Below are 14,724 nucleotides of genomic sequence, written 5' to 3'. Positions count from 1 at the left end.
CCTGCAGCCCTGTATAACTATAGCGTCTGGTTTATCCGCAATAATTGCAGTGTAATCATATCTGGCAGGCCATTCTCATATCATGCTCCAAAACATGATGAATACAGCGGCGCAGGAGGCTTTATGACATATGTAGCAATTCTGATTTTTGTCCTGACCATCACATTGGTTATCTGGCAACCACGCGGATTAGGTATTGGTTGGTCCGCCATGGGTGGGGCTCTGCTAGCATTGATGTGTGGTGTCGTCAGTCTGAACGATGCATCTGATGTGGCATCCATTGTATGGAATGCAACGCTCGCTTTTGTCGGCATTATCATGATTTCATTAATACTCGATGAGACAGGTTTCTTCGAATGGGCCGCTCTTCATATGGCAAGGTTGGCAGGAGGAAATGGACGTAGGCTCTTTATCTATTCCATTTTGCTCGGCGCGGCGGTGTCGGCGCTCTTCGCCAATGATGGTGCAGCGCTAATCCTCACCCCGATTGTGCTCGCGATGGTACGTGCATTGAAGTTCGATGAGCGCATGGTACTTGCCTTTGTTATGGCTAGTGGATTTATCGCGGATACAACGTCGTTGCCGCTGGTCGTCAGCAACCTGGTGAATATCGTATCTGCGGATTATTTCGGTATTACATTTGTGGAATATGCGGTGCGGATGATTGTGCCTAATCTCTTTTCCATCGTGGCGAGTACCGGGATGCTGTTCTTGTTTTATCGCAAAAGCATCCCGCTTCGCTACGATATTTCTGCAGCACGTGATCCACGGGAAGCTATTCGTGATCCGCGGATGTTCCGCATCGCTTGGTTCATGCTGGTGCTGCTGCTCGTGGCCTATGCCTCCAGTGAGTTTTTGCCGATTCCCGTATCGGTTATTGTCGGTGCCGTAGCTCTTTTGTTCGCTATATTGGCAAGAAAGAGCGAAGCTGTGGACCTGAAACGCGTGATTAAAGAAGCACCATGGTCCATTGTCGTGTTCTCGGTGGGCATGTATATCGTGGTGTATGGGTTGCGTAATGCCGGTTTAACCGATCACTTGAGCCGTTGGCTAGATGCCATCGCAGACCATGGTCTGTTAGCTGCCTCAGTGGGGATGGGCATGATCGCAGCGATATTGTCATCCGTAATGAACAATCTGCCCACCGTGTTAATTAACGCATTGGCGATTCAGGGTGCACACACCGAAGGTATTGTGCGTGAGGCGCTGATCTATGCCAATGTGATCGGTTCCGACTTGGGTCCCAAAATGACGCCAATCGGTTCACTTGCCACACTACTGTGGCTGCATGTGCTGTCCCGCAAAGGTGTAAAGATTACATGGGGATATTATTTCAAGGCAGGCATAATCTTAACCATTCCCACACTATTAATCACCTTGGCCGGATTGGCATTATGGCTATGGATTCTGGGTTAGTAAAATCGTATTTTACTTTAGCAATCATCATATGATCCAACTTATTGTAAAAAGCTGCTCTCACACGCTGGTGCTACCTACCAGCTATGAAGCAGTTTTTTTTGTTTCTTCTATAGAAGAAACAAAATCTCTTTTTACATTATGCATGTACACAATGGCCAGCCTTCTACAGTGCTGGCCTTCTTTTTTGCCATCCCCCAGTCTGAGGATTAAAATGCCTGAGACACAACCAGCGCTGACACAGCGCAGGGAACGGAACGATTGTGTAAAAGCGAAGCTTTCGCCTTTATCCCCGGATGTATTCCTTGAGAAAAGTAAATCATATAAATCCGGGGATAACAGCGATTGAAACAACGTCCGTTCCCGGAGCGGCCACTTCAGCGCAATTTGTCACAGATGTATTTCAATCCACAGTAAACATTTTTAACATTGCGTTTACAAAACATTGATTTTGAGATGACATAACGCAACTACAATGAATAAAGAGTTGATGGTGAACAAAAATAAAAGCAAATCGCCGTCACTAATTTGGGGGAGGAAAACAAAACATGTTTAAAAAGTTGCCGTTCATTTTGATGACCTTAACGTTCGTACTGGTACTCGCAGCATGCGGATCGAAAAATGACGCTGGTACAGAGGGAAGCAATAATTCCACAGGAGAAACTGCTACTGAACTTAGTGGTAACATTCTCGCTGTTGGATCAACAGCACTGCAACCTCTGGTAGAGCAAGCTGGACAAAAATTTATGGCAGTTGATGAATATAAGAACGTGATGGTACAAGTGCAAGGCGGCGGTAGTGGTACTGGTTTGACACAAGTATCCGAAGGACAAGCTACAATCGGTAACTCTGACGTATTTGCAGAAGAGAAAATCGATGACGCAGCAAAAGTAAGCGAACTGAAAGATCACCAAGTGGCTGTTGTAGCCATCGCTCCAGTAAGCAACAAAGATGCAGGTGTACAAGATTTGACGAAGCAACAACTGATCGACATTTTCTCTGGTAAAATCACAAACTGGAAAGATGTTGGCGGTAAAGATCAAGCCATCGTTATCGTAAACCGTCCTAGCAGCTCCGGTACTCGTGCAACATTCGAGAACTTTGCACTGGGAACAAAAGTGGAAGATATCCAAGGTTCTATTCAGGAAGATTCCTCTGGTACAGTTAAAAAGCTCGTAGCTGAAACGCCGGGCGCAATTGGTTACTTGGCTCTGTCCTACCTGGATGACAGCCTGCAAGTTTTGAAATACGAAGGTGTAGAAGCAACGGTTGAAAACGTAGAAGCAGGAACTTATCCGGTATGGGCTTACGAGCACATGTACACCAAAGGTGACCCGGATGCAGCAACAAAAGCATTCCTCGACTACATCCTGAGTGACGAAATTCAACAAAACGACGTGACGGAGCTTGGTTACATCCCGGTATCCGGCATGAAAGTAAAACGTGACGCAGCAGGCACTGTGACTCAATAATCTTTGAACTTGCGCATACAGCGAGAGAGGCGGACCCAGGTCCTGCCTCTTTGCGCGGTTTGCTCTGGATTAATCCCATATTTTGCATGAATTCTACTATAGAAGGATGGTTGTTATGGAACAGACCGAAGGGGGAACGGTAATGAACAACAAGTTGAAACCGCGCCGGCCCTTGAGAGAGAAGCATTATTGGGAAGAGTGGACGGGACGGATCTATACGTCGATTTGTGTCGTTTTCCTGATCGTTGTCATGTTTTCCATCGTTTATTTTGTAGCGTCCAAAGGCTTGTCGACCTTTTTCCAGGATGGCGTGAGTATGCGCGAATTTTTAACCGGAAAAACGTGGAATCCAACGGGAGAACCTGCTGCCTATGGAGCGTTGCCGTTCATTACCGGTTCATTCATAACAACATTGCTTGCAGCTCTGATTGCAAGTCCACTTAGCTTGTGTGCAGCGCTCTTCATGACCGAGATTGTACCAGGTAAAGGTAAAAAGATATTGCAACCTGCGATTGAGCTGCTGTCCGGTATTCCTTCCGTTGTGTACGGGTTTATCGGTCTCAGTGTTATCGTTCCTTTATTGCGCAGCATGTTTGGCGGAGCCGGCGTCGGGATTGCAGCCGGATGTTTGGTTCTGTCTGTTATGATTTTGCCTACCGTAACAAGTATTATGGCAGATGCACTGTCAGCACTGCCGAAAGGTCTGCGTGAATCGTCCTACGCACTGGGGGCAACACGCTGGCAAACGATCTACCGTGTCATTATCCCGACGGTTCTTCCAGCTTTGCTGACAGGGATTGTACTTGGTATGGCACGCGCATTTGGTGAAGCTCTTGCCGTACAGATGGTCATCGGGAATGCACCACATGTACCGACATCACTGCTCGAATCGGCTTCAACGTTAACGAGTGTAATCACCCTGAGTATGGGTAACACCACGATGGGATCTGTTCATAATAATGCACTGTGGAGTATGGCGCTTGTCCTGCTGGTGATGACCTTTGTCTTCGTCATTCTGGTTCGCCTGCTTGAAAGGAGGAACCGGGTATGAAAATGAAGGCTAAAACGGTAGATAAAGTTGCCACATCCGTTATCGTTGTTCTGGCGCTGTTCATTGTTGTTCTCTTGCTCGGTTTGCTTGGCTTCATTCTGGTACGTGGGATTGGGCAGATTAACTGGCACTTCCTGACCAGTGCACCACAGCTGCTAAAAGGTGGAGGCGGGATTGGACCGCAATTATTCAACTCGATATTCCTGCTTGTTCTGACCTTGATTATTACGATTCCGCTCGGATGGGGCGGCGGTATTTATATGGCTGAGTACGCCAAGCCTGGCCGGATCACAAGTTTTATTCGACTCGTTGTCGAAGTGTTATCCTCGTTCCCATCTATCGTTATTGGTTTGTTCGGACTCTTGTTAATTGTTAATACATTTGGTCTTGGATTCTCCTTATTATCGGGTGCGATGGCCTTGGCTATATTCAATCTTCCACTCATGGTGCGGACAACGGAGCAAGCGTTCCGGGCCGTTCCGAAAGAGCAGAAGGAAGCGGGTCTTGCACTCGGATTGTCCAAATGGAAAATTATTACCTCCATCCTGCTGCCTGTGGCATTGCCAAGCTTAATCACGGGTACGATCCTGGCATCGGGCCGGATCTTCGGTGAAGCAGCAGCCCTGATGTTCACAGCGGGTATGAGTAGTCCACCGCTGGACTTCACGGACTGGAATCCAACGAGTCCAAGATCGCCAATCAATCCATTGCGTCCGGCAGAGACGCTGGCCGTGCACATCTGGAAAGTAAACAGTGAAGGCATTGGCCCGGATTCCAAAGAAGTAGCAGCTGGCGCTTCAGCCGTGCTTGTACTTCTCGTACTGGCGTTCAATCTGAGTGCACGCTGGATCGGTCGGGTGGTTTACCGCCGCATGACAGCTTCGAAATAAGGAGGAACCAACATGGCCATACCTTTTGGTACGGAACAGTTAAGCATATATTATGGGCATTTTCAGGCAGTTAAGCAGATCAGCCTGACTTTTCCCGAAGCCAGTGTAACGGCACTCATTGGACCATCCGGCTGTGGTAAATCCACGTTCCTGCGGTCGCTCAACCGAATGAACGACGAGATTGCCGGTTCCCGCACCGAGGGACATATCTGGATGGATGGCAATGATCTGAATGAGCCGGGCACAGATGTAATCAAACTCCGTCAGAAGATCGGCATGGTGTGGCAGAAGCCGAACCCTTTCCACAAGTCTATCTACAACAATATCGCGTTTGGCCCCCGCTACCGCGGTATTAAGAACAAGAAGGCATTGGATGAAATTGTGGAAAAAAGCTTGCGTCGCGCTGCGCTCTGGGACGAAGTGAAGGACAGACTGAATGAATCTGCCCTGGCCCTTTCGGGTGGGCAACAGCAGCGGCTCTGTATCGCCCGCGCGTTGTCGGTTGATCCGCAGATTTTGCTGCTCGATGAGCCGGCATCTGCGCTTGACCCGGTATCAACGGGTAAGGTGGAGGAGTTGATCTCGGAGCTCAAGAAGGAGCTGCGGATCGTGATTGTTACCCATAATATGCAGCAGGCGGCACGCATCTCGGATTATACAGCTTATTTTTATCTGGGAAGCATGATTGAGCACGGGGATACGGAACATATTTTCACCAACCCGGACAATCGTCTGACTCAAGAATATATTATGGGACGTTTCGGTTAACTGTTAAATTGGATGGAGTATGAGATCGAGATAGATTTATAGAGATAGAAGGAAGCATAACACTCGGGCGAGGTCGTTCGAGGGTTATGCTTTTTTACATCATTCTACATATGGAATAGTTTGCCAAAATAAAAACAATCATGCTACGATATTTGTGAGCACCACCTTTAATTTGATAAGAGAAGGAGATGTGGATCATAACTACCCATAAGATTGCCCATGACACCATGGCAACTGAAATTATCTCGCATTATTCCATAGAAAAGCCTGCAATTTCCTTTATCCGACATAATGAAAATCTAACGTATCAGGTGGTTGATGAATCAACCGGAGAGAAGTACCTATTGCGTATACATAAAGCCGCTTTTGCAAGCATGACGGGCATCCAGCATACACGACCTGCACTTGAAGCAGAGATGAATCTACTTTATGAATTACGGGCTACCAGACCATTGCGGGTGCAGACTCCTGTACGCAATACATCGGATGAGTGGGTCACCGTCTGGTTGGACGAAGCAGGAGAAGAGATCTGTTGTACTGTTCTGGAATGGATTGAGGGCAGGGATATTAAGCAGGGAGAACGTCTGACAACAGCGCAGATTCATGATTTGGGTGTACAGTTACAGATATTGCATCAATATGGACGACGACCAAAGGAAACTCCCAAGCCACTTGAGGGTTCACAGGTGTCTGAAAGCGGACAGCAGATGAATGACCGTGATCAGCATGCTGATAAGGCGATCATCGCAGAGATGTATACCGATAGCGACAGCCCTACCTTGGAGCATACAGAAGTAAGACCAGCCTATGGCTCGATCAAAGAGAATCTGGTCATGCTGGAGCAATTGGAGGAAGGCGTTAGACGTGGCATCTTTACTCCTGAAGATTTTGATCTGATTCGCAAGACGTTTGAGAACATTAACAGTCAACTCGAAGCGTATCCGCACAATGCCGAGACATGGGGAGTGATTCACGGGGACATCACCCGCGGCAATCTGCTAGTGACGGATCTGGGCATTTCGATGATTGATTTTTGTTTATACGGTTATGGCTACTATCTCTTTGATGCCGGAGGTGCGGCTACGATTTTCAATCGGGAGGAACGGGATGTCTTCCTATCGGGATATACGGAGCAGACAGGACCACTGACGAAGCGTGATATTCGGTTAATGGAAGGATTCATGCTGATCTTTACGTTCGGCTATTTTGCATTTCAGATGGAGAATGAGTCCAGGTACGAATGGATGAAAGAGCGAATGCCTCTTATATGCAGCAAATTTTGCAAACCATATGTACAGAACGAGAGTATTTTCTATGAGTTATAATTTGTGATTTCTAGTGGGTGGGTAGCGCTATGAAGAACATTCGTGCAAAGAGAGTTGCATCGAAGGGGCAGTCTGGTGGCTGGAAGCATGCCGGATTGCTGCTTAGCGGAGTGGGCATATCCAATCTAGGTGATTTCATATATATTGTGGCGATTAACCTGATGGTATTGAATATGACACAGTCTCCAGCGGCAGTCGCAGGGTTGTGGATTATCTCGCCGATTGCTTCGGTGTGCACTAAGTTTTGGTCAGGCAGCCTGATTGATCGTTATGATCAGCGACAGCTGATGATTGGTGCTGATATGCTACGGGCATTGTTGGTGGCGGCGCTCCCACTGATGTCCAGCCTATGGATGATGTACGCAGTGATGTTTCTGATCAGCATGTCTTCATCTATATTTGTCCCTTCCTCTCAGGTATACATTACCCGATTGGTACCTGCTGAACGGCGTAAGCGCTTCAATTCCCTACAAGCCCTGATCAGCTCAGGGGCATTCATTACCGGCCCAGCAGTTGCAGGAGTGATGCTAATTTATTTATCTCCGGCGGCAGCCATTTATGCCAATGCGGTTTCCTTTGCTGCTTCTGCGTTGATTCTAATGTTTCTTCCCAAACTGGGCATTGGAGAACAGAATATAGGGACGGGAAGCAGACTGACACCTCGGATGATTGCCCAGGATTGGAGAGCTGTACTGAGCTTCAGCCGAAAGTCGGGCTACGTGGTCGGTATATATGCCCTGTTCCAGATTATTCTGGTGGTCGGCATGTCGCTGGATGCCCAGGAAGTGGTATTTATCCGTCAGGTGATGAACCTGCCTGAATCACAGTACGGAGCATTAATGAGTATCACCGGAATCGGTTATTTGGCAGGTTCCATGCTGGTTTGGATGTTCGCCAAACATTTGCCGATCCGTCACATGATGGGTGGCGGTGTACTTCTGGTCGCGCTGGGTTATTTTCTGTTCTCCCGTTCATTCTCGTTTGAGCTGGCGGCGGTTGCCTTTATTCTGCTCGGTCTGTGCTCCGCACTGGCGAATACGGGCCTGGTTACCTTTTATCAAAATAATATCCCTATCGATCTGATGGGGCGAATGAGCAGTGTACTTGGACTAGTGTTAAGTATGTTACAGGTGGCTTCCATTTTGATTGCAGGCGTAGTGGCCGAGCAGTTGTCACTTCGTATGGTATATACAGTTGTATCCGGGGTTATGCTGCTGGCTGCGTTGGGATTGTGGGTGACGAGTATGCTTCCTTCCCGAAGCAGGTATTACGATGAACCATCGAAGCCCAAGGCGATGGTGGGGTGACAGGCAGAAATACGGCAATTCTAGTACAGAATAAAGGTTGCCTGAATACCCGAACCGTTCTGTGGAACATAACATAAATAGTATTAAACACTGATAGTCACTAATAGAAAATAAAAAAAATGTATACGCTTTCGAGATGAAACGCATTAACACATTCATGTGATGAAAGTTTACAGTTTATTCGGTTATCTTGTGTATAAAATGGTAAAAAGCAAATATTCGCAAAGAAATCGTTAAGTTTGTTGACACTGATCTTCCGGTCGATTAATCTTAATGAGAAAGTATTAAAAACTTCAATTATCGTTCTGGTACAAGATCAGAATGGTTCCATACAGCGAATGATAGCGAGCGGGAGAGACCTGGGCATGTCGAGTAAAATGGCAGCTGTCGGGCACCGAAGGAGCAAGCTGCTACGCACCCGGCGCAGCGGTTAATCTCTCAGGTAAATGTACCATCGTTGGACGCAACTCTGGAGAGTGCGCGATATGCGCCACCCAAGGGGTATATGGTCAAGCAGCACGGTGTGCAGGGTGACATCACCTGTGAATACAGGAATGCATCGATCCGCCGCGCTGCTTATCATGAAACTCTCAGGTATCGAGGACAGAGAGAGGGCCTAGGGCCTTCTTCTGTCCTTTTCTCATGTCATCATTCAGTAATAAAGGAACATTATGGGTGTGTGTCTGGATGAAAATGACGATTATAAATGGAGGGTTTGCGATGCGTTTTAAAGACGTTTTTTCAATTATTGGTCCGTCCATGACAGGTCCATCAAGTTCACATACGGCTGGAGCGGCAAGATTGGGGCGAATTGCCCGTCAGTGGCTGGGATGCACGCCTGAACGTGCTCGATTAACACTGTATGGCTCGTTCGCCGATACGTATCAGGGGCATGGTACAGATCTTGCGTTGATCGGTGGCCTGCTTGATTATGTGACTGATGATCCACGTATACCGGATGCAGAACAATATGCAGAGGAAGCGGGTATGGAGGTAGAGTTTTTCACAAGCGGCCTGCCTGCTCCTCACCCGAATACGGTCAAAATTGAACTGTGGCATGGAGCCCGCCAATGCTCACTAATCGGTGCTTCCATCGGCGGTGGTAGTGTATCAGTGCATGCATTGAATGATTTTCGTGTACAGATCAGCGGAGAGTTCCCCACACTTGTACTGCGCCATTCGGACAAAGCAGGGGTGCTCGCTTCCGTAACCTCGACCATCAGTTCGTCCGGGGTGAACATCGGGTACATGCAAGTGGATCGGAAAGCCCGGGATGGTGAAGCATTAACAGCGATGGAGATGGATGGTGTGCCGAATCCTGAGATGCTGAACCGTCTGCGGTCACTGGATCATATGCTGGACATTCGCGTGATTGATTTAAAGAGAGGGGTCGAGCCTGATGCGGTTTAAACATCTACATGAACTGAATACCATCTGTACAGCAGAATCCAAAACCATTGCCGAGCTGATGATCGAAGAGCAGGTTCAGGAGACGAATATCCCGGAAGCGGATGTTGTACAGCAGATGTCGGATTACTATCAGGTGATGAAGGAAGCTGTACACAAAGGGCTGACAGAAGATACGACATCACGCAGCGGTTTGACTGGCGGAGACGGCAAAAAAATGGCTGAGTACATTCGTAAAGGTGAGACTTGTTCTGGAGATGCTTCTGCACTGGCCATGGCGTATGCCCTTTGTGTATCGGAAGTGAATGCCTCCATGGGCCGGATCGTAGCGACACCGACAGCCGGTTCTTGCGGCATCATTCCGGGTGTGTTTATCAGCTCCCAAGAGCGTTTTGGCTGGAGTGACGAGCATCTGGTGAACGGTCTGTTCTGTGCGGGAGCGATTGGTTATGTGATTGCCAACAATTCATTTATCTCCGGTGCCGAGGGTGGCTGTCAGGCTGAAGTGGGTTCTGCAATCGGTATGGCCGCTGGAGCCATGGTGGAGCTGCGTGGAGGGACGCCTGAGCAAGTGGTTCATGCGGTTGGCCTCGCGTTAAAAAATACACTAGGCCTTATCTGCGATCCCGTCGCAGGCCTCGTGGAAATTCCGTGCATTGTGCGTAACGGACTGGGTGCCGTAACTGCGTTGGCTGCGGCCGACATGGCGCTGGCCGGGGTACGAAGTGCCATCCCGTCTGACGAAGTCATTGATGTCATGCTGGAAGTGGGCAGTGCGATGCCGAGCAGGCACCGTGAAACGGCCCAAGGTGGGCTTGCCCAAACACCGACAGGACGGAAAATGATGGAGAAGCTTGCTAAACCAAAGGCGAAGCGTGCGGAGCCTGAGATTGAAGCTGAGTCTCCTGCTGAAAATGAACCAGAAGCCAAGGCATAACATGCATGAACGTACATGAACTGAATTTAATTCGTGGAGCTTGATCATTAACGGTAATGATCTGCTCCCATTATGATAAAAAAGCCGATACGAATTCTTCCTGGTGAAGAAGCGTATCGGCTTTTTTGTTGTTCCAACAAAGAAAAATAAAAAGGTATTGACGTTTATATATCGTTTAGATATATTATTTATTGTCATATATCAACACGATATATAAAATCGAGAATAAGTTATACAAATTAAGGAGATGGATAACATGAAAAGTGTTTTTCAAACGAGTCTTCTGTTTTTGAAAAATGGAGCTACAGTAGTCGGGTTAATTACAGCCGTACTGTTCCAGGTTTTTTTTAATACCATTTGGCTTAGTGGATATGATCAGGTAAATGCACGGATGAATCAGCTTGCTGTGACCATCGTAAATGAAGATGGGGCTGCGGCTGAGCCTGTGGCAAAGTCTCTTGCAGAGGGGCTTCATTTCGCGATTAAACCTTCGGCAACTATGGAAGAAGCCAGACAGATGTTAACGGACCGGGATGTATACATGATTATCGAGATTCCATCCGGTTTCATGCAGCAGGCGGGAGACTTGTCAGGCCCGGTGGCAGTGAAGTATGTAATGAATGAATCCAATGTGGCTACCGTAAAAAGTGTGATGCAGACCGTATCCGCACAAGTTACAGCGACGTTGAACCGTGAAGTACAGCAAAACAGCATTCGGGGAGTGCTGAATCAATCAGGTATGGCTGACGATCAGGCGAATGCGATGGCAGCGGGGTTATCTTCCCGTGTGGAGGCAGAAGTGGAACGGCTGAATCCAGTTCATAACTTTGCTTTTTCCATGGTACCAATGTTGATTGTGACGGCTACCTTTACAGGTGCAATGCTTCTTGGCATGAATCTGCAAAAGGTTTCTGGTGAACTCAGTAGCAGGGCAGGAAAATGGGAACGCTTTTGGGCGCGCAATATCATCAATGTTGGTGCTGCATTTATCGTATCGCTCGTTGGAGCAGGGATGATGCATGTTATGGGTGTATCATCAGCAGATGGATGGTGGATGTTATGGCTATTTCAGTTGTTGATTACTCTATCTTTTCTATTCGTGGCGCAATTGAGCTTGCTGCTGCTTGGAAATGCTGGAGCATGGTTAAACAGTGCCTTGTTGCCTCTGCTGATGTTGTCATCAGGCGCAACCATTCCCCGCGATGTCATGCCTGACTTCTATCAACAGATCGGTCATTATCTGCCGGCAACCTACGCGGTGGAGGGTATGATGAATCTGGTACTTGGCGGAGATGGGATTAGTCATGATGTTCTGCTTCTGGTAGTGATTGGAGCGGCGACGTTGGTTTTGGGAGCGGTGTGCACATGGATCAAACGCTCAGGTCCTGCACAATCCAGCATACCGTTGGAGTCCAAGACTGCTGCGACACCTGTCGCTCTGACTGGAAACCTGCCTTCACCTGATCGTGGATAACGATATACTCCTTTTGCCGGATAAGCCAATCCGTGAATGTCTGATGATGTTGAACGTATAAGGGAGGATGTGATACGTTAAGAGCAATTGGAAAGGAGCGGTACACCGATGAACACGCAGCATGTCATCCTCGGAATACTGCACAATCAGCCATGTTCCGGATATGAGATCAAGCAGTACTTTGAACAATATTTTTCATTTTTCTTCGATGCCAGCTTTGGCACCATTTATCCCACACTTGCGAAGATGGAAAAGTCAGGGTTGTTAACCAAGGAATCCGTTAGACAAGAAGGGAAACCTGACAAAAATGTGTATACCTTAACACCGGAAGGGTCTGCGGAGTTTAATACCTATTTGATGAGTCCACTGGAAGCAGAGGTGTTCCGTTCTGATTTTCTGATGCGTCTGTATTTCGGAGAGCTGGCGGATGAAGATACTGTCGCAGGGTGGGTCCGGTCGGAGCTGAATCGTAAAGAGTTGCTGTATGCCGAGCTGCAGCGCCAGATGAAGCAATTTGGCGAACAGATCTCACCTGCACAGCGTTTGTGTATGCAAGTGGGGCTTGTGCAATATGAGGCTACCATCCGATTGCTCAAGGAACAGCTGACCGCGCCTCAGTAGCTTTCTATAGTATCCGTGTCACTAAATCAATTGACGATCCATCCATAACGCAGAAAGCGCTCTAAAGATCAGTAACAGGTCTGTGAGCGCTTATCCGGCGTTGCTTGCAATGCGTTGGAATTGCAAGGATACAACAATATGAAAAAGCTACGCGATATCTGTACTTAGTACAGCATATCCATATGCTGGCAGCTCAACGGCCAGAATTCCCTCTTCCTTGGCTGTACGATAATTCTCGCCAAATAACTCCGTCCATTCCCCGGCACCCGCTTCGAGCTCCACGATAGCTGTTTCTTCCGAACGATTGAAAAGGATCAGAATGCGCTCCTCCTCATCCTGTCGTTCCATCACAAGCTGGCTTCCGCCTTCACGGGCCTGCAGGAATCGAATGCTGCCTTCTGCACGCAGGGCAGGATGGGCATGGCGAAGTGCGATTAGCTTCTGATAAAAGGTGAACAGCTCGCGATCCTGCTTCGTCTCATCCCACTCCATACATTTCCGACAGCCGGGATCATGATCGCCGTCCAGCCCAATCTCATCCCCGTAATAGATGCACGGGGCACCCATATAGCTGAATTGGAACAACGCGGCCAGTTTCATCTTCCGCTGGTCACCCTCACATAAGGTGAGCAGCCGTGGTGTATCGTGGCTATCAAGCAGATTGAACGCCACTTCGCTGGCTTGCAGCGCATAGCGGGAAAGTTGTCGACCGATCGAGTTCGCGAACTGTTCGGCGTGCATGGCATCTTTTACAAAAAAACGATTTACGGCTTCCGTAAATGGATAGTTCATCGAGGCATCGAACTGATCACCTTGCAGCCAGGAGGAGGACTCATTCCATACCTCACCCAGGATATAGGCATCCGGATTCGCAGCCTTCACTACACGGCGGAAGTCGCGCCAGAACGCATTATCCACTTCATCCGCGACATCCAGCCGCCAGCCGTCGGTGCCCACTTCCTTGATCCAGTATTCGGCGACCTCCAGCAAATACGCCTTCACCTCGGGATTTTCCGTGTTAAGCTTCGGCATGTGGGCTTCGAATCCGAATGTTTCATACGTAGGAATGCCATCCTTCACGTCCAGCGGGAATTCATGCACATGGAACCAGTCCTTATATTTGGACTTCTCCCCGTTCTTCTGCACATCCACAAACGGCGCAAAAGTCTTCCCAGAATGATTGAACACCGCATCCAATAGCACCCGGATTCCGCGTGCATGGCACAGCTCAACAAGCCGTTTGGCTGTATCTGCATCACCAAAATGCCGATCTACTCGCAAATAATCTTCGGTATCGTATTTGTGATTGGTCGTTGCCTCGAAGATTGGTGTGAAATAAATGGCGTTAATGCCCAACTCTTCAAGGTAATCCAGATGGTCGATGACGCCCTGGAGATCACCGCCGAAGAAGTTAAACGGGGTCGGCTCACCACCCCAGGGTTCCACTTTTTCTGGATCAAGGTCGGGGTTGCCATTTGCGAATCGTTCAGGGAAGATCTGATAGAAGATCGCATCCTTCACCCATGCAGGCGGTGTAAATACAGCTCCGGGATGGATGTACGGAAACTGGAACATGTGACCAGGATCGTCGGGTTCATGCGTTTGGAAATCCGTTTCGGTCATCCAGATCTGTTCTGTGCCGCTTTTCAGCAGGAAGGAATACTTCAGTCGATGATACGGAGGCTTTACTTGCCCCTCATAATAATCGAACATGGAATCGGATGTATATTTGGTTAAAGGAACCAGCTCTTTGGTGCGATCCCAGGCGTATTTGTCCCCAGTCAGGGCATGTACCTCGGTGAGATCATTCTTTTTGGCACGCAGACGCAGACGAATGGTATCCTTATCGTAGGCATAGGCCCAGTTCCGTTTTGGTTGATGATAGATGGCTTCCAGCAGCATGTTGAATCTCCTCCCGTCGTATACACACGTAGTATGTGAGCAAGTAGCTGCATTCGATGCAAATCAATCTCGGGATGAATGCCACATGCTTATGTTGTTGAATCAACCTCTCAATCTCTGCATGAATTATGCGAAGCGGATGATTAAGGTATAA

General features: G+C 48.2%; 12 protein-coding genes and 2 riboswitches. Of the genes, 11 read left to right on the top strand and 1 reads right to left on the bottom strand.

Features of this window, described 5'->3' with window-relative positions; all coding sequences use genetic code 11:
- Positions 1-123 precede the first annotated feature (123 nt).
- The 11 genes from A6049_RS19245 to A6049_RS19195 all read left to right on the top strand — a co-directional run bounded on the left by A6049_RS19245 (position 124) and on the right by A6049_RS19195 (position 12,668).
- A complete protein-coding gene (locus tag A6049_RS19245; RefSeq protein ID WP_063566220.1) occupies positions 124-1,416 on the top strand; it encodes an arsenic transporter in 1,293 nt (430 codons plus the stop codon).
- A 548-nt stretch (positions 1,417-1,964) separates the two neighbouring features.
- Positions 1,965-2,888: a phosphate ABC transporter substrate-binding protein gene (locus tag A6049_RS19240; RefSeq protein ID WP_063566219.1), complete on the top strand. Its 924-nt coding sequence runs from the start codon at positions 1,965-1,967 to the stop codon at positions 2,886-2,888.
- Positions 2,889-3,030: 142 nt separating this feature from the next.
- The gene (pstC, locus tag A6049_RS19235; protein WP_090810399.1) at positions 3,031-3,939 is read left to right on the top strand and encodes a phosphate ABC transporter permease subunit PstC; all 909 of its coding nucleotides are present in this window, start codon (positions 3,031-3,033) and stop codon (positions 3,937-3,939) included.
- 2 nt (positions 3,940-3,941) lie between these two features.
- Entirely contained in the window at positions 3,942-4,829 is an 888-nt protein-coding gene (gene pstA / locus A6049_RS19230) for a phosphate ABC transporter permease PstA (protein ID WP_063566305.1), read from the top strand.
- A gap of 12 nt (positions 4,830-4,841) precedes the next feature.
- The gene (gene pstB, locus A6049_RS19225) at positions 4,842-5,597 is read left to right on the top strand and encodes a phosphate ABC transporter ATP-binding protein PstB (protein WP_063566217.1); all 756 of its coding nucleotides are present in this window, start codon (positions 4,842-4,844) and stop codon (positions 5,595-5,597) included.
- A 188-nt stretch (positions 5,598-5,785) separates the two neighbouring features.
- Entirely contained in the window at positions 5,786-6,922 is a 1,137-nt protein-coding gene (locus tag A6049_RS19220; RefSeq protein WP_063566216.1) for a phosphotransferase enzyme family protein, read from the top strand.
- A 29-nt stretch (positions 6,923-6,951) separates the two neighbouring features.
- Positions 6,952-8,229 carry an MFS transporter gene (locus A6049_RS19215; protein ID WP_063566215.1) on the top strand — a complete coding sequence of 426 codons (1,278 nt, stop codon included), beginning with the start codon at positions 6,952-6,954 and terminating at the stop codon, positions 8,227-8,229.
- A 339-nt stretch (positions 8,230-8,568) separates the two neighbouring features.
- Positions 8,569-8,692, top strand: a riboswitch (glycine riboswitch).
- Positions 8,693-8,696: 4 nt separating this feature from the next.
- Positions 8,697-8,838: riboswitch (glycine riboswitch) on the top strand.
- 111 nt (positions 8,839-8,949) lie between these two features.
- The gene (sdaAB, locus tag A6049_RS19210) at positions 8,950-9,639 is read left to right on the top strand and encodes an L-serine ammonia-lyase, iron-sulfur-dependent subunit beta (protein WP_063566214.1); all 690 of its coding nucleotides are present in this window, start codon (positions 8,950-8,952) and stop codon (positions 9,637-9,639) included.
- A complete protein-coding gene (sdaAA, locus tag A6049_RS19205; protein ID WP_063566213.1) occupies positions 9,629-10,573 on the top strand; it encodes an L-serine ammonia-lyase, iron-sulfur-dependent, subunit alpha in 945 nt (314 codons plus the stop codon). The genes sdaAB and sdaAA overlap by 11 nt, the downstream gene beginning before the upstream one ends.
- Before the next feature lie 256 nt (positions 10,574-10,829).
- Positions 10,830-12,047, top strand: a complete 1,218-nt coding sequence (locus A6049_RS19200) for a YhgE/Pip domain-containing protein (RefSeq protein WP_063566212.1) — start codon at positions 10,830-10,832, stop codon at positions 12,045-12,047.
- Positions 12,048-12,155: 108 nt separating this feature from the next.
- A complete protein-coding gene (locus A6049_RS19195) occupies positions 12,156-12,668 on the top strand; it encodes a PadR family transcriptional regulator (protein ID WP_063566211.1) in 513 nt (170 codons plus the stop codon).
- Positions 12,669-12,815: 147 nt separating this feature from the next.
- Here A6049_RS19195 and A6049_RS19190 read toward each other — a convergent pair whose 3' ends face one another.
- On the bottom strand, positions 12,816-14,570 hold the full coding sequence (locus tag A6049_RS19190) for an alpha-glycosidase (RefSeq protein WP_063566210.1): 1,755 nt from the start codon (positions 14,568-14,570) through the stop codon (positions 12,816-12,818).
- Positions 14,571-14,724: the final 154 nt, after the last annotated feature.

This window comes from Paenibacillus sp. O199, from assembly GCF_001636635.1.
GTDB classification, from domain to species: domain Bacteria; phylum Bacillota; class Bacilli; order Paenibacillales; family Paenibacillaceae; genus Paenibacillus; species Paenibacillus marchantiae.
Note: the sequence above shows the minus strand (reverse complement) of the source record. Positions and strands in the feature narration are given on the sequence as shown.